Source organism: Brevundimonas sp. FG8 (genome assembly GCF_057808845.1).
The window spans coordinates 1-20,983 of sequence record NZ_JBMDIU010000004.1; the positions used below are offsets into that span (position 1 = coordinate 1).

At 69.4% G+C, this 20,983-nt stretch carries 19 protein-coding genes; 9 read left to right on the plus strand and 10 right to left on the minus strand.

Translation table 11 applies throughout. From position 1 onward, the window contains the following. Nucleotides 1–197: 197 nt before the first annotated feature. The 4 genes from ACODRV_RS08895 to ACODRV_RS08910 all read right to left on the minus strand — a co-directional run bounded on the left by ACODRV_RS08895 (nt 198) and on the right by ACODRV_RS08910 (nt 2,488). Nucleotides 198–407 (minus strand): DUF3126 family protein, encoded by a 210-nt coding sequence (locus tag ACODRV_RS08895; RefSeq protein ID WP_092310331.1) that lies wholly within the window; start codon nt 405–407, stop codon nt 198–200. A gap of 78 nt (nt 408–485) precedes the next feature. Beyond that, complete coding sequence (locus ACODRV_RS08900) at nt 486–944, minus strand: hypothetical protein (protein WP_488908075.1); 459 nt, start codon at nt 942–944, stop codon at nt 486–488. A gap of 49 nt (nt 945–993) precedes the next feature. Continuing rightward, nucleotides 994–1,815, minus strand: a complete 822-nt coding sequence (cysE, locus tag ACODRV_RS08905) for a serine O-acetyltransferase (protein ID WP_488908076.1) — start codon at nt 1,813–1,815, stop codon at nt 994–996. A 22-nt stretch (nt 1,816–1,837) separates the two neighbouring features. Further along, on the minus strand, nt 1,838–2,488 hold the full coding sequence (locus tag ACODRV_RS08910; protein WP_488908077.1) for an NUDIX domain-containing protein: 651 nt from the start codon (nt 2,486–2,488) through the stop codon (nt 1,838–1,840). Between the two features lie 45 nt (nt 2,489–2,533). Here ACODRV_RS08910 and ACODRV_RS08915 point away from each other — a divergent pair, with 45 nt between their 5' ends. Beyond that, nucleotides 2,534–3,136: a nitroreductase family protein gene (locus ACODRV_RS08915; RefSeq protein WP_141626990.1), complete on the plus strand. Its 603-nt coding sequence runs from the start codon at nt 2,534–2,536 to the stop codon at nt 3,134–3,136. Between the two features lie 166 nt (nt 3,137–3,302). Here the strand turns inward: ACODRV_RS08915 and hutI are convergent, their stop codons facing one another. From hutI to ACODRV_RS08930, 3 genes are read right to left on the minus strand one after another with little or no spacing between them, the layout of a single operon-like run. Continuing rightward, nucleotides 3,303–4,502, minus strand: coding sequence for an imidazolonepropionase (gene hutI, locus ACODRV_RS08920; protein WP_488908078.1), 1,200 nt, complete (start codon nt 4,500–4,502; stop codon nt 3,303–3,305). Then, nucleotides 4,499–5,200, minus strand: a complete 702-nt coding sequence (gene hutC, locus ACODRV_RS08925) for a histidine utilization transcriptional repressor HutC (RefSeq protein ID WP_488908079.1) — start codon at nt 5,198–5,200, stop codon at nt 4,499–4,501. The genes hutI and hutC overlap by 4 nt, the downstream gene beginning before the upstream one ends. Next, entirely contained in the window at nt 5,197–6,567 is a 1,371-nt protein-coding gene (locus tag ACODRV_RS08930; RefSeq protein ID WP_488908080.1) for a formimidoylglutamate deiminase, read from the minus strand. Before ACODRV_RS08930 ends, hutC begins: the two co-directional genes overlap by 4 nt. Nucleotides 6,568–6,634: 67 nt before the next feature. On the opposite strand from ACODRV_RS08930, the gene hutG reads away from it, so the two are divergent. From hutG to hutH, 3 genes are all read left to right on the plus strand, one after another. Continuing rightward, nucleotides 6,635–7,453, plus strand: coding sequence for an N-formylglutamate deformylase (gene hutG, locus ACODRV_RS08935; RefSeq protein ID WP_488908081.1), 819 nt, complete (start codon nt 6,635–6,637; stop codon nt 7,451–7,453). Between the two features lie 16 nt (nt 7,454–7,469). Continuing rightward, nucleotides 7,470–9,128: a urocanate hydratase gene (gene hutU, locus ACODRV_RS08940; RefSeq protein ID WP_488908244.1), complete on the plus strand. Its 1,659-nt coding sequence runs from the start codon at nt 7,470–7,472 to the stop codon at nt 9,126–9,128. Nucleotides 9,129–9,287: 159 nt separating this feature from the next. After that, nucleotides 9,288–10,817 (plus strand): histidine ammonia-lyase, encoded by a 1,530-nt coding sequence (gene hutH, locus ACODRV_RS08945; protein WP_488908082.1) that lies wholly within the window; start codon nt 9,288–9,290, stop codon nt 10,815–10,817. 282 nt (nt 10,818–11,099) lie between these two features. Here hutH and fni read toward each other — a convergent pair whose 3' ends face one another. Both fni and ACODRV_RS08955 read right to left on the minus strand, forming a co-directional pair. Continuing rightward, nucleotides 11,100–12,122: a type 2 isopentenyl-diphosphate Delta-isomerase gene (gene fni / locus ACODRV_RS08950; protein ID WP_488908083.1), complete on the minus strand. Its 1,023-nt coding sequence runs from the start codon at nt 12,120–12,122 to the stop codon at nt 11,100–11,102. Nucleotides 12,123–12,139: 17 nt separating this feature from the next. After that, nucleotides 12,140–13,981 (minus strand): PPC domain-containing protein, encoded by a 1,842-nt coding sequence (locus ACODRV_RS08955; protein ID WP_488908084.1) that lies wholly within the window; start codon nt 13,979–13,981, stop codon nt 12,140–12,142. Between the two features lie 104 nt (nt 13,982–14,085). On the opposite strand from ACODRV_RS08955, the gene folD reads away from it, so the two are divergent. The 3 genes from folD (at nt 14,086) to ACODRV_RS08970 (ending at nt 16,472) form a co-directional block, all read left to right on the plus strand. After that, on the plus strand, nt 14,086–15,009 hold the full coding sequence (gene folD, locus ACODRV_RS08960; RefSeq protein WP_488908085.1) for a bifunctional methylenetetrahydrofolate dehydrogenase/methenyltetrahydrofolate cyclohydrolase FolD: 924 nt from the start codon (nt 14,086–14,088) through the stop codon (nt 15,007–15,009). Nucleotides 15,010–15,059: 50 nt separating this feature from the next. Beyond that, nucleotides 15,060–15,635 (plus strand): LemA family protein, encoded by a 576-nt coding sequence (locus ACODRV_RS08965; RefSeq protein ID WP_141626999.1) that lies wholly within the window; start codon nt 15,060–15,062, stop codon nt 15,633–15,635. A gap of 99 nt (nt 15,636–15,734) precedes the next feature. Continuing rightward, nucleotides 15,735–16,472, plus strand: coding sequence for an endonuclease/exonuclease/phosphatase family protein (locus tag ACODRV_RS08970; protein WP_488908086.1), 738 nt, complete (start codon nt 15,735–15,737; stop codon nt 16,470–16,472). On the opposite strand, the gene ACODRV_RS08975 is transcribed toward ACODRV_RS08970, so the two are convergent. Then, nucleotides 16,459–17,910, minus strand: coding sequence for a phospholipase D-like domain-containing protein (locus ACODRV_RS08975; RefSeq protein WP_488908087.1), 1,452 nt, complete (start codon nt 17,908–17,910; stop codon nt 16,459–16,461). The two genes, ACODRV_RS08970 and ACODRV_RS08975, sit on opposite strands and share 14 nt — an antisense overlap. Nucleotides 17,911–18,102: 192 nt before the next feature. On the opposite strand from ACODRV_RS08975, the gene ACODRV_RS08980 reads away from it, so the two are divergent. Beyond that, entirely contained in the window at nt 18,103–18,291 is a 189-nt protein-coding gene (locus ACODRV_RS08980; RefSeq protein WP_141627001.1) for a hypothetical protein, read from the plus strand. A gap of 113 nt (nt 18,292–18,404) precedes the next feature. Then, complete coding sequence (locus tag ACODRV_RS08985) at nt 18,405–20,942, plus strand: coiled-coil domain-containing protein (RefSeq protein WP_488908088.1); 2,538 nt, start codon at nt 18,405–18,407, stop codon at nt 20,940–20,942. The last annotated feature ends 41 nt before the right edge of the window (nt 20,943–20,983 follow it).

A 20,983-nucleotide genomic window follows, 5' to 3' on the forward strand; every position in this document is an offset into this window, starting at 1 on the left:
CCGCGCCGACCCCGGCTCCGGCCGCCGCTGCACCGGCTGCCGCCGCGCCCGCCGCGGCCCCGGCGCCCAAGCCCGCCGAAAAGGGCTTCCTGGGCAAGCTGATGGACGCGATCTTCGGCAAGAACTGATCGCGCTGAAATGAAGAAGGCCCCGGAGAGCGATCTCCGGGGCCTTTTTCGTGTCCGCTGTCCGGCGGCTTATTCCGGCAGGTCTTCCGCCAGGATGGCCATTTCGAACATGAAGCTGCCCGCTTCGTCCTCGTCCTCGAAGACCACGCCGATGAACTCGTCGCCGACATAGACCTCGGCCGAGTCGGCCGGCTTGCCGCGCGGCTTCACGATGATGCCGCCGGTGTTGAAGGTGCGCTTCAGGTGCGTCTCGACGCGCTTCATGTCGGCGGCGTTCATGGGGGTGTCCTCAGAGTCTTGGAATTTCGGCGGACCCTAGAGAAACGGGCGCGGGAGGGAAAGGCCGTATCTCTCCCTTTACCGAAACGCCCCCACCACTTCGCCGAACCTGGCTTCCGCCTCCCTCACCTCACGAGTGAAGGCTGAGACCAGTGGCCAATCCGCTTCCATACGCGCGTAGACCTCTTCGAAGTCGGCCTCTCGATAGAACCGGTAAGCGCCGTCAAAATAACCGAACCAGTCAAACGGCTCGCTGCCGTCTGGTTGGAGATCACCTGCGTTCGGCGTCTGGCCCTTTCGCATTCGCGACGCGAACCCGGCGAGATCGGCCATCATCATGTAGGCGTCGATCGAACAATGAACCACACGTCGCGCGACACTGTCGCGATCTTCGTGGTCGCCAGGCCAATCCTCGGGGCGCGCCGTGTGCGCGGCGGAGCCGATCTGCGGGCGGGCGGACTGATAGGCCTCTTCCGCCACTTCAAGAACTGCGAAGAAGCTGGTGATCTTCGCTTCGATATCCTTGGTCAAATGCATTCACGGGCTTACGGCCCGTCAGTTCAGAACACCGGCGTGAATCGCCGGGTCAGATCACGAAATCATAGACCACATCGGCCAGGGTATGGTCCATCGTCCGGGCCGGGGTCGCGCCGGTCGGGCAGTTGACCAGACGCGCCGGCACGCCCGCCACGGTGCAGCCCGCCGGGACCGGCTTCAGCACCACCGAGCCCGAGGCCACCTTGGCGTAGTCGCCGACGGTGATGTTGCCCAGCACCTTGGCCCCGGCGCCCAGCAGGACGCCCTTGCCGATCTTCGGGTGACGATCGCCGCGCTCGGCGCCGGTGCCGCCCAGGGTCACGCCGTGCAGCATGGAGACCTCGTCGCCCACCACGGCTGTCTCGCCGATGACGATGCCGGTGCCGTGGTCCAGGAACAGGCCCGCGCCCATCTTCGCCGCCGGATGGATGTCGATCTGGAACAGCTCGGACATCCGGCTCTGCAGATGGAAGGCCAGGGTGTCGCGTCCCTGCATCCACAGCCAGTGCGCCACCCGGTGCGCCTGCAGGGCCTGGAACCCCTTGAAGTACAGGAAGGGCTGCAGCAGCGAGCGGATCGCCGGATCACGCTCCGACACCGCCTGAAGATCGGCCTCGGCGGCCCTCACCATGGCCGGATCGGCCTCGAAAGCGTCGCGGCAGACCTCGCGGATCGACATGGCGCCCAGTTCCGCATCGCCCATCTTGCGCGCGATCTGGAAGCTCAGGGCCGAGGCCATGTCGCCGTGCGACAGGATCACGGCATTCATCTGCGACGCCAGATGCGGTTCCTCGCGCGCCGCCTCTTCCGCGGCCTTGCGCAGCAGGGTCCAGGCGTCCGGTTCAGCGGCGACCACTTCGAGCTTCGGCATCACGGGCTCCATCAGACGGCGATCATACGCTGGCCAGCATGGCCTCCGCCAGTTCGGGCGGCAGTTCGCCCTCCCGCGCCATATGGTAAGCCCGCAGCACTGTCGCGAGGGTAAACATGTCCCGGATCGAGCCGCGCCCGATCTCACGGAGCAGATCGCCGAACGGCACACGGATGACGCGGATGATTTCGGTCTCGTCCGGCGCGACCGGAACCGCGGTGAAATCCCACGCCAGCCAGGCCATCGCCCGCTCGTCGGTGATCGAGTTCGACATCTCGGCGCGATAGGCCAGCCGCCACTGCGCCGCCGCCAGCCCGGCCTCCTCGGCCAGTTCGCGCTTCGCCCCTTCAAGCGGGTCCTCGTCATAGGGCGCGCCGCCCTCCGGCATCTCCCACGACCAGTTCATCAGGGCGAACCGCTGCTGGCCCACCAGCGTCACGGTCCCGTCCGCGTGCAGCGGCAGCACGCCCACCGACATGTTCTGCGGCCGCATGACCATGTAGTCGGTCTTGTGCCCGGTCGGCGCCGTCGCGTCGTGCCGGGTCAGCTTCATCCACGGGCTCTCGAAGAAGACGCTGTGTCCCGCGTCCGTCCACGGCGGCGGGCGGTCGCTTCCATCATCCCACAGCGGGGTCGGGCGGTCCTTGTCGAAGGCGTCACGGGAGTCGGTCATGCTCCGGGTATGGCGCCCCGGCGCGCGGACGACTAGCTACACCTCATGACCGATACCGATCTGGGCGCCCCCCTGCCCCTCCCGACCGCCTCCGCCGAGTTCGCGGATCGGCTTGCCCGCCGCCGTTCGGCCCCGGCGCAGAGCCTCACCGGCCCCGGCCCGTCGCGCGAGGAGATCGAGCGCATCCTGCTCCTGGGCGCGCGCACGCCGGATCACGGCAAGCTTTTTCCCTGGCGTTTCGTGGTTCTGGGGCCGCGGGCCCGCGTCGATCTGGCTGAAAAGCTGCTGCCCCTCGCCGACGCCCAGCCCGGCGCCGACAAGGCCCGCAAGGTGCTCAGCAAACTGACCGCACCGCCGCTGACCATCCTCGTCATCGCCTCCCCGGTCGACAGCCATAAGGTGCCGATCTGGGAACAGCACCTGTCGGCGGGCGCCGTCTGCATGAACCTCGAACATGCCGCCAATGCGCTCGGCTATTCGGCCAGCTGGATCACCGACTGGTACAGCTATGATGCCGCCGCCAAGGCTCTGCTGGGCGTTCAGGAGGGTGAACTCGTCGCGGGCTTCATCCACATCGGCGCCCTGGCCGAAGGTCCGCTGGAGCGTCCCCGCCCCGATCTGACCGCCATCACTGAATGGAAGCTCTAGGGCGAAAGCGGACGCCGCTCCGGCTCTAGGAAAAGACCCCGGCCACCTGCAGGCTCGTCGCCAGGCCGAACAGGATCGTCGTCGCCACCAGGGCGACCACCAGTCCGAACTCGACCATGTCCCGCTTCATACGGGAAGGTTGAGAGGATTCGCCTTAACAAACCACCTATGCGCGTCCGCCCGACAGGTAGCGTGCGTGCAGCAGCGGCTTGCCCAGCCAGTAGCAGAGCTCGGCGGGTCGGCTGATGTCCCAGACGGCCAGATCCGCGGCCTTGCCGACCTCGATGGTCCCCACGTCCGTCAGCCCCAGAGCCTTGGCCGCCACTCGCGTCGCGCCCGCCAGCGCCTCCTCCGGGGTCAGGCGAAACTGGACACAGGCGAGGTTCAGCGCCGCCGTCATCGAGGCCACTGGCGAGGTGCCCGGATTGCAGTCCGTCGCCACCGCCATCTCGACCCCATGCCGGCGGAACAGGGCCACGGGCGGCAGGGTCGTCTCGCGCAGCATCAGGAAGGCGCCCGGCAGGAGCACGGCGACCACGCCCGCCTCGCCCATCGCCTTCACGCCCGGCTCGGTCGTATGCTCGACATGATCCGCCGACAGGGCGTTGTATTTCGCCGCCAGCGCCGCCCCGCCGCCGTCCGACAGTTGGTCGGCGTGCAGCTTGACCGGCAGACCCAGCGCCTTCGCCTTGTCGAACAGGCGCGACACTTCCTCCGTCGTGAAGGCGATGGGCTCGCAATAGGCGTCGACCATGTCGACCAGCCCCTGCGCGTGCGCCTCCGGCAAAATCCCGTCGATGGCCAGATCAACATAGGCGGCGCGATACGCCTTCAGCTCCGGCGGCACGGCATGAAGGCCCAGATAGCTGGTGCGCACCCGCACCCCCGCCTCGCGCCCGATCCTTCGCGCCACGCGCAGCATGGCCAGTTCGCTGTCGCGGTCGAGCCCATAGCCCGACTTGATCTCCACCGTTGTTACGCCCGTGGCCTTCAGCCCCTCCAGCCGCGACAGGGCGCCGGCGTAAAGCTCATCCTCCGAAGCCGCCCGGGTCGCCTTCACCGACGAGACGATGCCGCCCCCGGCCCGCGCGATCTCCTCATAGGTCGCCCCGCCCAGCCGCTGCTCGAACTCGCCCGACCGGTCGCCCCCGAACACCAGATGGGTGTGGCAGTCGATCAGCCCCGGCGTGACCCAGCGCCCGTCCAGCCCCTCGACCACATCCGCTTCCGGCGCTTCCGCCTTCGGCCCCACCCAGTCGATCTTGCCGTCACGGATCAGGATGGCGGCGTCCTCGACGGCTCCATAGGCCTCACCGCCTGCGCGCATCGTCGCCACATGGCAGTCGGTCAGCAGAAGGGTGCTCATCGGGCCTCCGGGCGTGCGGGAGAGAAGCGGGCGACCAGATCATAGGCCTGCCCCGGGAAGGTCTGCCACGCCCAGGTCACGCCCCGACCGTCGGCCCAGGTCCGGCGTTCCAGCTTCAGACAGGCCTCGCCCGCCGCCAGGTCCAGCCGCAGGGCCGTCTCCCGGTCCGCCGCCACCGCCGCGATCCGGTGCTCGGCCTCGGTCCACGGCGCCCGCTTCAGCAGCCAGCCGCCCGGCGACACGGTCTCGAACGTCTCATCGGCCGCCTCGGGCGTCGCCTCCAGACCGATCAGGCGTCGCTCCAGCGCGAAAGGCGCGCCGTCGGCCCGGTGCAGGCAGGCCACCGCCACCACCCGCTCGCCCAGCCAGCGCTCCTCGTCCGTCGCCGCCCGCTCGCCGCGTTCGATCAGTTCATAGCCGTAGGCCATGCCGCGCGCTTCGATCTCGGCGGCGATGTCGGGGATGTCCAGCACGGCGGAATGCACCGGCGGTCGCGCCACCACCGACCCCGCCCGACGCCGTCGCACGATCAGCCCGCGCGCCGACAGGTCGGTCAGCGCCTTCGACACCGTCATCCGGGCGCAGCCGTACTCGGCCTGAAGCTCCGCCTCCGTCGGCACCCGCGCGCCGGGCGGCCACTCGCCCGACAGGATGCGCCGCTCGATGTCCGCGCCGATCCGGCGATGCAGCGAACTCATCCGCCCAGCACGGCGTCCAGCGCCCGGCGATAGCGCGCCTCGATGGCCTCCCGGCCCACATGGCGGCCGTTCTCGACCACCACCCGGCCCCGTCGCCAGACCGTGCGGATCGCCCGCTTCGGTCCGGCGAAGACCAGACTGTCCAGCAGGGCGTCATCGGTCCGGCCCGCATAGGCCAGATCGTCCGTCTCCAGCGAGACGAAGTCCGCCGCCTGCCCGACCGCGATCCCGGTCTTGCCGTTGGTCGCCTGCGCCCCGCCCGCCAGCGCGCGCCGGTACAGCGTCCCGCCGGTCGAGGCTTCCTTGTCCGCCAGCACCGCCCGTCCGCGCCGGGTCAGTCGCTGGCTGTACTCCAGCGCCCTCAACTCACCCGCCGCGTCGATCAGCACGTTCGAGTCGGTCCCGACCCCGAACGCCCCGCCCTCAGCGAAGAAGTCCACCGCCGGGAAGACGCCGTCGCCCAGATTGGCCTCCGTCACCGGGCACAGGCCCGCCACGGCGCCGCTCCGCGCCATCCGTGCCGTCTCGTCCGCCGTCAGATGGGTCGCGTGGATCAGGCACCAGCGCCGGTCCAGCCCGACATTGTCCAGCAGCCACTGCACCGGCCGCGCGCCCGACCACTCAAGGCAGTCCTGAACTTCCCTGGTCTGCTCCGCCGCATGGATATGCACCGGTCCGCCATCAGCCATCGGCACGACCGCCTCGATCTCCTCCGGCGTCACCGCCCTCAGGCTGTGCGGCGCTACGCCGACCACGGCGTCCGGCAGGGCCGAGGCGATCTTCCGGCTCTCATCCATCAGCTTCGCAAAGCCGTCGATGTCATTGATAAAGCGTCGCTGTCCATGCGCGGGCGGCGTTCCGCCGAAGCCCGCGTGGGCATAGAAGACCGGCAGCAGGGTCAGGGCGATCCCGGTCGCCTCCGCCGCCGCCGCGATCCGGCCCGCCAGCTCTCCCCGGTCGGCATAGGCCCGCCCGTCGGGGTCATTGTGCAGATAGTGGAACTCCCCCACCCGGGTGAAGCCGCCCTCCAGCATCTCGGCGAAGGCCAGCGCCGTGATCGCCTCGATCTCCTCCGGCCCGCCCCGGTCGAGGAAGCGGTACATCAGCGCCCGCCAGGACCAGAAGTCGTCGCCCTCATTCGGCCCGCGCGCCTCGGTCAGCCCGGCCATGGCCCGCTGAAAGGCATGGCTGTGCACGTTCGACAGCCCCGGCAGCGCCACGCCCAGATCGACCTCGCCCGGCGCCCGGATCGCGTCGGTCTCCACCGCCGAGACCGCCCCGTCCGCGACGGTGATCCTCACATTCCCGGCCCAGCCCAGCGGCAGCAGGGCGCGGCGGAAGAACAGGCTGTGGGCGGTTTCCGGCACTGGACAACTCTCCATCGACCCGAATATGTCTATACATAATCGAGACCCTGACAAGACGGAGGCGAGCATGAGCGACTGGCTGACGGTGACGCCCGGCGACGCCCCGCTGATCGTCGCCTTTCCCCACACCGGCACGGACATTCCGGCGGCCATCGAGGCCCGCATGATCGACCCGTGGCGCGCCCGCAAGGACGCCGACTGGTGGATCGACCGCCTCTACGCCTTCGCCACCGAACTGGGCGCCACGACGGTCCGCACCGCCATCTCGCGCAGCGTCATCGACGTGAACCGCGACCCTTCCGGCCAGTCCCTCTATCCGGGCATGACCACCACGGGCCTGTGCCCCACCGAGACCTTCGACGGCGAGCCTCTCTACAAAGCGGGTGAAGAGCCCGACGCGGTCGAGATCGAGGCCCGCCGCACCGAATTCTTCGATCCCTACCACGCCGCCCTGACCGCCCAGATCGAGCGGCTGTCCGCCAACGGCCCCGTCGTCCTCTACGACGCCCACTCCATCCGCTCGCACGTGCCGCGCCTGTTCGACGGGCAGCTGCCTCAGTTCAACATCGGCGACAACGGCGGCGTCACCTGCGACCCGGCCCTGACCGCCGCCGTCGAGGCCGCCTGCATCGCCTCGGGCGACAGCCACGTCGTCAACGGCCGCTTCAAGGGCGGCTGGACCACGCGGCACTATGGCCAACCCATCCGGGGAACTCACGCCATCCAGATGGAGCTGGCCTGCCGCGGCTATGTCGATGAGCCGGCCGAGATGACCGCCGCGAGCTGGCCCACGCCCTTCGACGCGGCCCGCGCCGCCCCGATCACGCGCACCCTGCGCGACGTCCTCACCGCCGCCCGCGATTTCGCGATCAGCCAGCGGGCCTGACCCCATGAACAGCACCATGACCTCCAACGCCCGCATCGTCCGCTCGCCTCGCGGTCTTGAGATGACCGCCAAGACCTGGGCTGCCGAGGCCGCCCTGCGCATGATGATGAACAACCTCGATCCCGAGGTGGCCGAGCGCCCGGAAGACCTCGTCGTCTACGGCGGCATCGGCAAGGCGGCCCGCAACTGGCAGGCCTTCGACACCATCGTCGAACAGCTCCGCGCACTGGAGGCCGACCAGACCCTGCTGGTCCAGTCGGGAAAGCCGGTGGGCGTCTTCCGCACCCATGCCGACGCCCCCCGCGTCCTGATCGCCAACTCCAACCTCGTCCCCAAATGGGCGACCTGGGACCACTTCAACGAGCTCGATAGGAAGGGGCTGGCCATGTACGGCCAGATGACCGCCGGCTCGTGGATCTACATCGGCACCCAGGGCATCGTTCAGGGCACCTATGAGACCTTCATGGAGGCCGGACGCCAGCACTACGACGGCGACTGGTCGGGCAAGTGGATCCTGACCGCCGGCCTCGGCGGCATGGGCGGGGCCCAGACGCTGGCGGCCACCATGGCGGGCACCTCCTGCCTCGCCATCGAATGTCAGCGCAGCCGGATCGAGATGCGCCTGCGCACCCGCTACCTCGACGTCATGGCCGAGACGCCGGACGAGGCCCTGGCCCTGATCGAGCAATCGAAGATCGACAAAAAGCCGATCTCTGTCGGCCTGTTGGGCAATGCGGCTGAAGTTCTGCCTGAACTGGTCAAGCGCGGCGTCCGCCCCGATCTGGTCACCGACCAGACCAGCGCCCACGACCTCGTCAACGGCTACCTGCCCATGGGCTGGACCGTCGCCGAGTGGGAAGACAAGCGCCAGTCCGACCCCGCCGCCGTCGAGGCCGCCGCCCGCCAGTCCTGCGCCGTCCACGTTCAGGCCATGCTCGATTTCGAGGCCATGGGCATCCCGGTCACCGACTACGGCAACAACATCCGTCAGGTCGCCTTCGACGCCGGTGTGGCCAACGCCTTCGACTTCCCCGGCTTCGTCCCGGCCTACATCCGTCCGCTGTTCTGCCGCGGCGTCGGCCCCTTCCGCTGGGCCGCCCTGACCGGCGATCCGGAAGACATCAAGAAGACCGACGCCGCGATGAAAAAGTTGTTCCCGGACAACGCCGGCCTGCACCGCTGGCTCGACATGGCGGGCGAGCGCATCGCCTTCCAGGGCCTGCCCGCCCGCATCTGCTGGATCGGTCTGGGCGACCGTCACCGCGCGGGCCTGATGTTCAACGAGATGGTCGCCTCGGGTGAGCTGTCCGGCCCCATCGTCATCGGCCGCGACCACCTCGACAGCGGCTCCGTCGCCAGCCCGAACCGCGAGACCGAGGCCATGCAGGACGGCTCGGACGCCGTCTCCGACTGGCCCCTGCTCAACGCCCTGCTCAACACGGCGTCCGGCGCCAGCTGGGTGTCCCTGCACCATGGGGGCGGCGTCGGCATGGGCTACAGCCAGCACTCGGGCGTCGTCATCGTCGCCGACGGCACGCCCGAAGCCGCCGCCCGCCTCGAACGCGTCCTCTGGAACGACCCCGCCACCGGCGTCATGCGCCACGCCGACGCGGGCTATGACATCGCAAAAGCCGCCGCGAAGGAACACGGGCTGAACCTGCCCTCGCTTCGATAAGCCCTCCCCCTCGAGGGGGGAGGGTTGGATGGGGGTGGTCGCACACTCTTTCCCGCTTCCCGCAAAAGGCTCCGTCGCCTCACGCGCCTGAACCTTCAACAGACTGCCAACACCCCATCCCCGGCCCTTCCCCCTCGAGGGGAAGGGAGAAGGATCGAGATGACCCACATCACCATCGGCCAATCCCCGCTCACCCTGCCGCAACTCCGCGCCGTCCTCGAAGGACCCGTCACGGTCAGCCTGACCGACGCCGCCTGGGCCGATGTCGAAAAGGGCGCCGCCGTTGTCGCCGCCATCCTCGCCGACGGCAGCACGGTCTATGGGATCAATACCGGCTTCGGCCTGTTGGCCAACACCAGCATCGCGCCGGAAGACCTTGAAACCCTTCAGAAGAACCTCGTCCTCAGCCACGCCTGCGGCGTCGGCGCCCCGCTGGACGACAACGTCACCCGCCTGCTGCTGGTGCTGAAGATCGCCAGCCTGTCCAAGGGCGCCTCGGGCGTCCGTCGCGGCACGCTCGAAGCCCTGATCGCGCTGGTGAATGGTGACGTCCTGCCGTCCATCCCGTCCAAGGGCTCGGTCGGCGCCTCAGGCGATCTGGCCCCGCTGGCCCACATGTCCTGCGTCCTCATCGGCGTCGGCGAAGCCCGCCACAACGGCGAGGTCCTGTCCGCCGAGGCCGCCCTGGCCCACGTGGGCCTGACGCCCGTAGTGCTCGGTCCCAAGGAAGGTCTGGCCCTGCTGAACGGCACCCAGTGCTCGACCGCGCTGGCGCTCGCCGGCCTGTTCGCCGCCGAGGCCGTCTTCGCCGCGGGCATCGCCGCCGGGGCCCTGTCGGTTGATGCGCTCAAGGGCTCGGACGCCCCCTTCGATCACCGCATCCACGCCCTGCGTGGCCAGCCGGGCCAGATCGACGTCGCCGCCCGCCTGCGCGCCCTGATCTCCGGCTCGGCCATCCGCGACAGCCACCGCCACGACTGCGCCAAGGTGCAGGACCCCTACTCCCTGCGCTGCCAGCCGCAGGTCATGGGCGCCACCCTCGACGTCCTGCGCAACGCCGCCGCCATGCTGGAGCGCGAAGCCAACGCCGTCACCGACAACCCGCTGGTCTTCATCGAGGACGGCGACGTGATCTCCGGCGGCAATTTCCACGCCGAGCCGGTCGCCTACGCAGCCGACCAGATCGCCATGGTCCTGTGCGAGATCGGCAATATCTCCGAGCGCCGCACCGCCATCCTCGTCGATCCGAAGATGAGCGAACTGCCCGCCTTCCTGGTCAAGGAAAGCGGCCTGAACTCCGGCTTCATGATCGCCCAGGTCACCGCCGCCGCCCTCGTCGCCGAGAACCGCATGGTCGCCCATCCCTGCGTCATCGACACCGTGCCGACCAGCGCCAATCAGGAAGACCACGTCTCCATGGCCACCCACGGCGCCCGCCGCCTGCTCGACATGGCCGAGAACACCGCCACCGTCGTCGGCATTGAACTGCTGGCGGCCGCGCAAGGGTTGGACTTCCACCGTCCCCTGACCAGCTCGCCCGATCTGGAGCAGGTCTGGAGCATCGTCCGCGAAGCCGCCGAGCCCTACGCCTCGGACCACTATTTCGCGCCGGACATCGAACGCGCGACGGCCACCGTCCGCGCGGGCCGCTACCGGGCGTTCGCGGCGGACCTGCTGCCGTCGGCGTAATCTCCCCTCTCCCATCGGGAGAGGGAATTTACCCACACGACCAAATTCGACGCATCGGCATGTCAGACTGCATCCCGGTCTTTGACATCGCGGTCCGTGACGCTCCCTCCGGGTTGAGCATCGGCTGAACGCCCCGCCGCACTGGGCATTTCGCCGAGCCCCCCGTCGCTCGACTCGCGCCTTCGCGCCCGAGGCCCTCATTCATGGTTGAAACAGCCCCTCAACACTCAGATAGAGGGAAAAAGTGCGCTATGTGCACTCCATTTTTTCCGAGTGCACTTTTCAGTCCTGAAGCGGCGCCCGGGTCAGCGCCGTCAGATTTGCCGAGCCGGTGCAGAAGCAGACGGTCCTCAGTTGCCGGATCAAGGTCTGGAAATGCGCGATCACGGCCTCGGTCGAGACGGTCGCGGCGGCCAGCACCCCGGCCGCCTGACCAACCATGTCGGCGCCCAGCCGCAAGGCCTTCGCCGCATCCACCCCGTCACGGATGCCGCCCGAGCCGATGATCAGGGTCCGGGGACAGGCCGCGCGAACCTCGACGATGGCCTGCGCGGTCGGAATGCCCCAGTCGGAGAAGGCGGCGGCGTGGGTCTTGTCGGCCTCGCTCTCGGCTCTCTCGCCCTCGACCAGGCCCCAGTTGGAGCCGCCCGCGCCGGACACATCCAGCCCCGCCACGCCCATTTCGGCCAGCCGCTTCGCCGTCGCCGCCGAGATTCCCGCCCCGGTCTCCTTGACCACCACGGGGAAGTCCGCCGTCCGCACCAGCGCTTCCAGCGCCGCGCCGACGCCCCACCAGTCGCGGTCGCCCTCGGGCTGACAGGCTTCCTGCAAGGGGTTCAGATGCACGATCAGGGCGTCCGCGGCGACCATGTCCACGATCCGCCGGGCCTCGTCCGCCCCCACGCCCCGCGTCAGCTGGGCCGCGCCGATATTGGCCAGGATCGGGGTGTCCGGCGCCTTCAGACGCAGGCTCATGTCCAGCCCCGGCGTCGGCGCATCGGACTCCAGCGCCGCCCGCTGCGATCCGACCGCCAGGGCGATGCCCAGCGACTGCGCCGCCTCGGCCAGCCGGGCGTTGATCGCCTCGGCCCGCGACGGCCCGCCGGTCATGGCGCTGATCAGCAACGGCGCCTTCAGCCGCCGCCCGAGGAAGTCCGTCCCCAGATCGATCTTGCCGTAGTCGAGGTCAGGCAACGCCTCGTGGACGAAGCGCACCGCCTCCAGCCCCGTCCCCCGCCCGTGCCGCGCCTTCCCGGACAGGATCACGTCCAGATGCTGATCCTTGCGAGAGACGATGTCCGGCATGGGCGGCTCCGACGCCGTCAGGGCTTCTTCTCGACGATCAGGGCGTAGGCGCCGGTCTGACCCTGCGCGAACGTCCCGGCGCGGATTTCGTACACGCCGTCCTCCGGCGCCTTCCACTCCAGCTTGGCGTGGGTGTCCGACAGGCTGTCGTCGTCCGAGGCCAGGGCCTCGATCGTGTCGTCCTCCTGCACACGTCCGATGACCAGGAAGCTGTCGACGTCGTTGGAGACCATCTTGATCACCAGCTCCTCGCCCTCCTTCAGGTGGACCCGGTAGGCGTCATAGAAGCTGTTGTCCTCGGCGGTGGCGTCCGTCTCGGTCAGGGCGCCGCGCGCGGTGGCGCCGACCAGCAGGCTGCCCGGCTTGGGTTGCGGTCCGCGGTCCTGAAGCTCCAGCGAGTAAAGGCCCTCGCCGTCAGACCCCAGCGCCGCGGCCCGCAGCACATAGCGACCGTCCGCCGGCAGGGTGAAGGTCAGGCGCGAGTCCGTCCCCTCCCCCAGCCCGTCGTCATCGCGCGCCAGAGCCGTGAAATCGCCCTCGGCGTTGCCGATCTGCAGATAGGTGTCGAAGTCGCCCGAGCGCATGATAGCCCGGACCCGCTGCCCCTCCACGCCCTCGAAGACGAAGGCGTCGTAGCCCCGGTCGTCGGCGTCCCGGGAATCGTTCTCGTCGATCTCGCCCTGCACGGTCCGGCCGAACGCCAGCGGCTGCGGCGGCGCATCCGGGGCGACCTCGGTGATGACCAGCCGGTACTCGCCGGTCGCCTCCGAGAAGGCCCGCGCCTCGATCACATAGTCGCCGTTCTTCGGCAGGGTGAAGACCAGCCGGGAGTTGGTGCCCTCCGGTCCGCCGTCATCGTCGGTCGCCAGACTGCTCTGGTTGTCGTCGAACAACTCCAGATAGGTGTCGAACACGCCGGAGGTCATGTCGATGCGGACGCGCTGCCCCTCGCGGCCGGTGAACCGGTAGGCGTCGGCATGGACGCCGTTGGCGCTGAGGCCGTCCTGCTCGGTCAGTTCCCCGCGCACCGTGTCCCCGATCCGGATCGCCCGCGCCTCGACCGGCGGCGGTCCCTCCGACAGGGTCAGGCTGTAGGGCCCGGTCCCCCCGGCGCTCAGCGGGGTCGCCCGGATCACGTATTCGCCGTCCTCCGGCAGGGTGAAGTTCAGGCGCGAGTTCAGTCCCGAGTCCGGGCCGTCGTCGTTGTAGGCCAGTTCGCTGAAGACCCCGTTCGTCATCCGGCCGATCCGGACCAGCGGGTCGAAGCCATCGGAGTCCAGCGCGACCGCCACCCGGTCCCCGCGCCGTCCGCCGAAGGCGTAGGCGTCGTAGGCGATGCCCTCGTCGCTCTCCGGATCACCGTCGCCGATCTCGCCCTCGATGGTCTGGCCCAGGCGGATGGGCTGCGGCTCCGGCGCGGCCCCGGCGGGCGCCCGCTCGGTCAGGCTCAGGCTGTAGGCGCCGCCGTCGAGCCCCGACAGCGGGCGGGCGCGCAGGATGTAGACGCCGTCGGACGGCGCGGTGAAGCGCAGACGCGAGTCGGTGCCCTCGCCCAGCCCGTCGTCATCGCTGGCCAGCGGGACCTCGTCCTCGCCCTCGCCCTGCTTCTGGACCTGCAGGAAGGCGTCGAAGGCGTCCGAGCGCAGGATCACCTCGAACCGCTGCCCGGCCACAGCGGTGATCGCATAGCCGTCGTAACGGTAGCCGTTGTCCGGCCCCGTCGGATCGGTGTCGGTGATCTCGCCTTCGATCTGGTCGCCCGGCGCCAACGGCGTCGGGTCCTGCGCGAACGCTGGCCCCGCGAGGGCGGCGACGATCGCCAGACTGCTGACGGCGGCGAGAATGGTCGAACGGCGCATACGGAATCCTCTGGGAGTCTAAGGGGATCATAGACGCCGAACCCGCCCGTCTGTAAATCGCGCGCACCGCACGATTCCTGACGAAACGAACCGGAGCCGAGACCATGACGGCCGAACCCGCCCGCGCGACCCTGATTGACGGCAAGGCCTTCGCGGCCGGTCTGGTGGACCGTGTCGCCGCCGCCTCCGCCCGGCTCGAGGCCGCCCAGGGCGTCAAGCCCGGACTGGCCGTCGTCATCGTCGGCGAGGATCCCGCCAGCCAGATCTACGTCCGCAACAAGGGCGAAACGACCCAACGGGCCGGGATGCGCTCGGACACCCACCGCCTGCCCGATACGACCACGCAGGCCGAGCTTCTGGCCCTGATCGCGACCCTCAACGCTGACACGGGCATCCACGGCATCCTTGTCCAGCTGCCCCTGCCCGGCCACATCGACAGCGCCGCCGTGCTGGACGCCATCGATCCGGATAAGGACGTGGACGGCTTCCACGTCGTCAATGCGGGACGTCTGGCCGTCGGCCTGCCGGGCCTCGTGCCCTGCACACCGCTGGGCTGCATCATGCTGCTGCGCGCCGAACTGGGCGACCTGACGGGGCTCAACGCCGTGGTCGTGGGCCGCTCGAACATCGTCGGCAAGCCGATGGCCCAGTTGCTGCTGGCCGACAGCTGCACCGTGACCATCGCCCATTCGCGCACGAAGGATCTGCCCGCCCTGTGCCGCACCGCCGACATCGTGGTCGCCGCCGTGGGCCGCCCGGAGATGGTGCGCGGCGACTGGATCAAGCCGGGCGCCACCGTCATCGACGTGGGCATCAACCGCGTGCCCTCGAAGGATCCGGTGAAGGCCGCCGAGGGCAAGACCCGCGTGGTCGGCGACGTCGCCTTCGACGAGGCCGCCGTGGTCGCCGGACGCATCACCCCGGTTCCGGGCGGCGTCGGCCCCATGACCATCGCCTGCCTGCTGGCCAACACCTACACCGCCGCCTGCCGCAGCGCGGGTGTGGACGCCGAGTCCCTGGACGCTTGAACCCGGCTCCGAACCGGCCTCATAGTTCGCGCAGCTCCTAGGAGAGGTCGATGACCCAGCGCTCCCATCGCTTCGCCGCCGTCATGCTGGTCATGGCCACGGTGCTTGCGGGATGCGGTCTGAATGCCAGTTCCACGCGCGAGGAGATGGCCCAGGCCCGCTGGGCCGATGTTCAGGCCCAGGATCAGAACCGCGCCCGACTGACCGCTGACATGGTGGGCGCGCTCCAGGGCGCGGCCGCGCCGCAGGACATCGTCATGCTCCGCCAGATCGGAGCCGGGATCGCCCCGCCCGTCTCCACGCCCGAAACGCCGACCGACCCCGCCGCTTTCCGCCGCTATCAGGCCGCCCAGCTCCGGTTGACCCGCTCACTCGCTCAGCTCGAGCAGATATCGACCCACTACCCCGAGCTTCAGTCGAACCAGAGCTTCGTTGTCCTCCGCTCCCGTCTGGAGGGCAGCAAGGGCCGGATCGCCGTCGCCCGCAACGACTACAATGAGGCCGCCGAAAGCTATAATGCGGCGCTCGGTCACTTCCCGGCCTCACTCTGGTCCGGCGGCCGCGAAAGGATGCAGGTCTTCACGCCGGAGCCGTCCGTGCCGGGCGCCGGTTCAGGAACGAGATAGCCGCCTTTCCGGTTACTCCACCGCAACGCCTGTCATGAGTTCAGGTGTAGAAGGGAACGAACCCATCGGCCCGTGTCTTCGGGGCCAGCCTGGAACGCCATGCCCCGCCTGTTGACCTATAACGTCCACCGCTGCGTCGGCGTGGACCGCAAGCTGGACGTCAGCCGCATCGCCGCGGTCATCGCCGAGCATGAGCCCGACATCGTCTGCCTGCAGGAGCTGGACGTGGGCCGTGCCCGCACCGGCTACGTCGATCAGGCCCAATCCATCGCGGCCCAGCTGAAGATGACACACCACTTCCACCCGGCCATGCGGGTCGAGGCGGAACTGTACGGCGACGCCGTCCTGACCCATCTGCCCGAGCGCCTGATCCGCTCCGCCGCCCTGCCGACCGTTCGGGGCGTTCCCGGGCTGGAGCCGCGCGGCGCCCTGTGGGTCGCCATCGAGATCGGCGGCGCCACGCTCAACGTCTTCAACACCCATCTGGGGTTGGTCCCGCGCGAACAGAGGCTTCAGGCCAAGGCCCTGGTGGGCGATCAGTGGCTGGGCCATCCGGACTGCACCGGTCCGACCCTGCTGACCGGCGACTTCAACGCCACCTCGATCACCCGCCCCTACCAGACCCTCGCCGGCAAGCTGGCGGACTGTCAGCGGACCCTCGGCCTGAAGCCGTCGGTCAAGACCTTCCCCTCCAGCTTCCCCGCCATCCGCATCGACCACTGCTTCACCAGCCCGGAGGTGATGGTCACCGGGGTGAGGGCGCCGTTCTCGCCTCTGGCGCGGATGGCGTCGGACCACCTGCCGCTGATCGTCGACTTCGAGATCAGGCAGCCTTGACCCGCAGGCGGCGGTGCGACGTCGCCCGCCGCTTCCACGGTCTGAAGGCGTCCCGCATCGAGGTTGGGTCGCCCAGCTGGAACTCGGCGATCACCTGTTCGACCCGTGACGGCGGCGTCGCGCCGAGCACTTGCATTCGCCCCGTGTCAAAACGGTGGACGGCCATGCCGACAGAGCCGGTGAGCTCCTCCGCCGCGCCGAACGCCTCGGCGTCCACACCGATCCAATGTCCCAGCGTCCGGTGGCGGAAGCGCCGGATGGCGTCAGCGCCCTGCTCCGTTCCCGGCGCGACGGCGACGTCGCATTCGGTGTCAAAGCCCAGCGAGCGGTTGTTCAGATTGGTCGATCCGACCCGCAGCACCTGATCGTCATAGATGGACACCTTGGCGTGGACGATGATCCTCTGACCGTTCGCCGTGTGCGGCGCGAAGGCGAAGAAGCGGTTGTTCCGGTCCGCCTGCTCCAGCCGGTACAGAACCTCCGAGCGCGCGGTATCCATGGTCAGGCGGTCGAACCAGCTCGGACTGCCGCCCGTGGAGACCAGCACCACCTCCGGCCCGTCCCATTCCGCCAGCCGCTCGGCCAGCGCCGCGGCGATCACCGGCGAGGTGAAGTACTGGTTTTCCAGATAGATCAGCTTCTTCGCCCGGCGGATGGCGTCGACATGCAACGCCTCGTTCTCGCGTGTCTCGGCCCACTGGCCGAAGCCCGGCTCGGTTCGGGCGATGGCCATGGGGGTGTCGAAGATGTCGGGCTCGACGTCATCAGGCCAGGGATCGCTCGCCGCCACGTCGACGATGGTTCGCTCGCCGGTCGCCTTGCGCCAGCGCTCCCGCGCCAGATCGCCCAGCGCCCGCGCGGCGGGACCATCGACCACGCACATCACCTCATGCCGGGGCGGCGCGATCAGGCCGGACGGCAGACATCGCCTCGGGTCGCCGTCCAGATGCTCGTCGCAGTCCCAGCGATCAACCGAGATGTCGCCCCCGCCGACAAAGGCCACGGCGTCGTCGATGATCACCACCTTCTGATGGTGGCAGGCGCCCGGCGCCGGCGGCGGGTCCAGCCGGAGCTCGACCATTCGCTTGCGGAACCATGCCTGCGCCCGCTGGGGGAAAAAGCCCTGGGAGGCGGCGATCAACAGGGGCGACTTCCAGATCAGAAGCCGCACGTCCAGCTGGGGCTTGGACTTCACCAGCATGCGCAGCAGCCGACCGATCTCGTCGGTCGGCCCGGCGTTGGCGATGTCGGGGTGCAGGCGCGTCCGCGGATCAAACTGCCAGCCCAGCAACACGACCGACCGCTCCGCCTTGTCGAGCGCCGACCGCAGGGCGGAGAAGTAGGCGGCGTTCTCCATCAGCACCGCAAAGCGGGTCGCCGTCTCCACCCGCCAGCAGTTCTGGCCCGGCGCGAACAGTGTCTCGTGGTGTTGTTCCATGCCGCTAGGCCTGACCGATTCGCATGACGGCGGCATGCGCCTCCCCGCTTATGAGACGCCTGCCGTGTGTTTCCGTTCCCACACGGTCACGCCTACGGTCAATGGTGACGCTTTGTTCACGGAACCGGCATTGTTTCGGGAAAGGTTTGGGCGCATAACGGCGTGCGTCATTCGGGACAGGGGAGATCGGCGATGCAAGCGCTGATCGATTTGATCGCAGGCTTCATCGCCATGCTCGCCGCTGCGGCCCTGTCGCAGTTCGGCCTGGACATTGACGCCCCGCAAAAACCTGAACGCGAAATCCATCGTGTGCGCGAATGCGGCCCCGAGGCCCCCTCCGCCATGATCGCCGTCTCGAAAGATCAAAAACGCGAGTGTTGAGCGATTCCGGAATCGTCCGGGCTCGACTTTGCTCTGCGTGATTGACCCGCTAGGGTTCCATCGTCCCCCAGCGGGCGTCCTGCTGACGCCGTTCGAGACGAGATCAACGCCTGATGAAGCCTCCCCGCCAACGGCCGCCGCTGAAACTATCTGATCCCGAGCCCGCGACGGAAGCGCAGACTGACGAGACGCCGACCACCGAAACGGTCGATGAAACGCCGTCGCCCGCCCGCGGCGAGCGCCCCATGTCCGAGCGTCGTCGGCGCCGTCTGGCCGAGGAACAACGTCTGGCCGCCCAGCGTGAGGTCGAGACGGTCGAACCCGCGGCCCGCCCCGCGCCGGAGCCCGAACCTGAACCGGCCGCTGAGACGTCGCCGGTCGAAATCCGCTTCTTGGCCGAAAGCGCTGACGCGCCCCCTGCCGCCTATGATCCGCCACCGGCGCCGGTCACCTCCGTGCGCCGCCGTGAGACCGCGCTGCCCTCGGGCCGTCACGCCTATCTGGTCGCCGGCGTCGCCGCGGCCCTGTGGATCGGCGGCGTCGCCGCCTGGGCCGCCTTCGAGGTCGGCTCGGGTTCGGTCGATCTGGAGCCGCTGCGGATCGCCGTCTATGCGTTGATCGCGCTGGCTCCGGCCGGTCTGGCGATCATGCTGGCCCATGCCGTGCGTCAAGGCGCCGGTCTGGCCGCCGAGACCAAGCGCGCCCGCGATCTGTCCGAAGCCCTGATCGCGCCCACGGCTCTGGCCGCCCAGCGCACCGGCGAGGTTCTGCAGACCCTGCGCATGGACATCGACCAGGCCTCCCTTTCCGCTGAACGGGCCCGCAACGACATGGCCCTGCTCCGCGAGGCCTTGGCGCAGGAAACCGCGCGTCTGAACGAAGCCGCGGAGACCGCCGGCCGAACCGCCCGGCGCCTGGCCGAACAGCTCGGCGGCGAGCGGGACCAGATGCAAGCGCTCGGGTCCGCCCTGGACAAGCAAGCCGCCGGTGTTCTGGATGCCGTCGAACGTCAGTCCCGCATGGTGGTGGACGCCTCCGATCTGGCACAGACCCAGTTGCGTGAAGCCGAGGCCGCCCTGGCCGCGCGCGCCGCCGATCTGGCCGCCGCCGCCGGAGAGGCCCAGGACGCCGCGCGCGTCGCCGCCGACGATCTGGCCCGCCAGACCCTGCGTCTCGAGAACGCCGGATCGGGCGTGGCCGAACAGATTCAGTCGGTCGAGGAAGGGTTGGGTCAGCAGCGCGCCGCCCTCGTCACGGCCGCCTATGCCCTGCGCACCGATCAGGAGGACTTCTCCGCCCAGGTCGAAAGCCAGCGCGCCCAGCTCAGCGAACAACTGTCCGCCGCCCGCGCCGCCGCCGGAGAGCTGGACGAGACCTCGACCCGCACGACCGAGAGCGTCAAGGATCTGGTCGAGGCCGCCACCGATCAGTTCAAGGCGCTGGTCGAGATGTCCCAGCGTGAGGCCGACGGCTTCGACGCGGCGACCAAGGTCGCCCTGGATCGCTTCGAGGCTCTGGCTGCCGAAGCCCGTGATGCCCTGGTCGAGGAAACCCGCCGGGCCCTGGCCGCCCTTCAGGCCACCGCCGAGGACTCCCGCATCGCCGCCGCTGAGGCCGCCGATCAGGCCCAACTGCGCGCCGACCGTCTGGGTGAGGCCATGTTCGAGGCTGCCCAGAAAGCCGACGCCGCCGCCGACTCCCGCGTCGAGACGGCTCGCCGCGTCGTCGCCGAGACCGGCAATCTGGTCGATCAGGCCGGTGAACGGGTGCTCGACAAGCTGGAACAGACCGTCAGCCGCATGGACGCCGCCCTCGCCCGCATCGACGAGGCCATCGGCGATCTTGATGATCGCGCCGGGCGCCTGCCCGAAGAAGCCCGCAAGCGGGTCGAGGAAGTCCGTAACACGGTCGAGGAAGGCCTCGCCGCCCTGTCCGCCGCTTCGCAGAAGGCCGCCGCCGACACCGAGGCGCTCGATGCCGGCTTCCAGGAGCGCGTGCGCCGCAACTACGACATGCTGACCGAGGCCGTGCGTCTGATGGGCGTGGTCTCCGGCGAAACCCCGACCACCCGCCGTCGTGAGCCCGCCGCACCGCCGCCTGAGCCCCGCACACCCCCGGCTGACGACGGCAAGGGCTTCGGCCTGCGCGGTCGTCTGAAGCTGGAGCCGACGCCGGTCGCGCCGTCCCAGCCGACACGACCGCTGGACTGGGCCGATCTGGTCGATGAAGGCCCCGCCGAGGCGCCGCTGGACCTCGACACCCCTGTCATGCCTCGAGGGGGCGGTGACGGCAATCTGGAGACGCTGACCCAGCGGGTGGTGACCGCCATCCGTCGGATGGGGGTCGATCCCAACGCCTTGCTGCCGCGCTCGCGGGTCGAGGAGGCGGCTCACGCCCTGACTGATCGCGATCCTGACAGGGCGCGCCAGATCGTGCGTCGGGTGGCTCCGGCCGCCGTGCGCAGCGTTTCGCGTCGCGTTCTGACCGACCCGGACCTGCGCGCTGACGCCGAGTCCTACGTCCGGGCATTCGGGCGCGAGTTGCAGGGCCACGCCGCCGCCGGAGACGGCCCGGCGATCCTCGGCCGACTGACATCGGACGGCGGACGGGCCTTCATGCTGCTGGACGCCGCCATCGGGGATCTGTCCTGACCGAGGCGCCGCGCAGACACGTTTGAAACCGGTGTTTTCGA

Bases quoted from the DNA above. Each gene is read 5' to 3' on its own strand.
- ACODRV_RS08895 (WP_092310331.1), bottom strand. From the start codon at position 407: ATGAACGCCGCCGACATGAAGCGCGTCGAGACGCACCTGAAGCGCACC.
- ACODRV_RS08900 (WP_488908075.1), bottom strand. From the start codon at position 944: ATGCATTTGACCAAGGATATCGAAGCGAAGATCACCAGCTTCTTCGCA.
- cysE (WP_488908076.1), bottom strand. From the start codon at position 1,815: ATGCCGAAGCTCGAAGTGGTCGCCGCTGAACCGGACGCCTGGACCCTG.
- ACODRV_RS08910 (WP_488908077.1), bottom strand. From the start codon at position 2,488: ATGACCGACTCCCGTGACGCCTTCGACAAGGACCGCCCGACCCCGCTG.
- ACODRV_RS08915 (WP_141626990.1), top strand. From the start codon at position 2,534: ATGACCGATACCGATCTGGGCGCCCCCCTGCCCCTCCCGACCGCCTCC.
- hutI (WP_488908078.1), bottom strand. From the start codon at position 4,502: ATGAGCACCCTTCTGCTGACCGACTGCCATGTGGCGACGATGCGCGCA.
- hutC (WP_488908079.1), bottom strand. From the start codon at position 5,200: ATGAGTTCGCTGCATCGCCGGATCGGCGCGGACATCGAGCGGCGCATC.
- hutG (WP_488908081.1), top strand. From the start codon at position 6,635: ATGAGCGACTGGCTGACGGTGACGCCCGGCGACGCCCCGCTGATCGTC.
- hutU (WP_488908244.1), top strand. From the start codon at position 7,470: ATGACCTCCAACGCCCGCATCGTCCGCTCGCCTCGCGGTCTTGAGATG.
- hutH (WP_488908082.1), top strand. From the start codon at position 9,288: ATGACCCACATCACCATCGGCCAATCCCCGCTCACCCTGCCGCAACTC.
- fni (WP_488908083.1), bottom strand. From the start codon at position 12,122: ATGCCGGACATCGTCTCTCGCAAGGATCAGCATCTGGACGTGATCCTG.
- ACODRV_RS08955 (WP_488908084.1), bottom strand. From the start codon at position 13,981: ATGCGCCGTTCGACCATTCTCGCCGCCGTCAGCAGTCTGGCGATCGTC.
- folD (WP_488908085.1), top strand. From the start codon at position 14,086: ATGACGGCCGAACCCGCCCGCGCGACCCTGATTGACGGCAAGGCCTTC.
- ACODRV_RS08965 (WP_141626999.1), top strand. From the start codon at position 15,060: ATGACCCAGCGCTCCCATCGCTTCGCCGCCGTCATGCTGGTCATGGCC.
- ACODRV_RS08970 (WP_488908086.1), top strand. From the start codon at position 15,735: ATGCCCCGCCTGTTGACCTATAACGTCCACCGCTGCGTCGGCGTGGAC.
- ACODRV_RS08975 (WP_488908087.1), bottom strand. From the start codon at position 17,910: ATGGAACAACACCACGAGACACTGTTCGCGCCGGGCCAGAACTGCTGG.
- ACODRV_RS08980 (WP_141627001.1), top strand. From the start codon at position 18,103: ATGCAAGCGCTGATCGATTTGATCGCAGGCTTCATCGCCATGCTCGCC.
- ACODRV_RS08985 (WP_488908088.1), top strand. From the start codon at position 18,405: ATGAAGCCTCCCCGCCAACGGCCGCCGCTGAAACTATCTGATCCCGAG.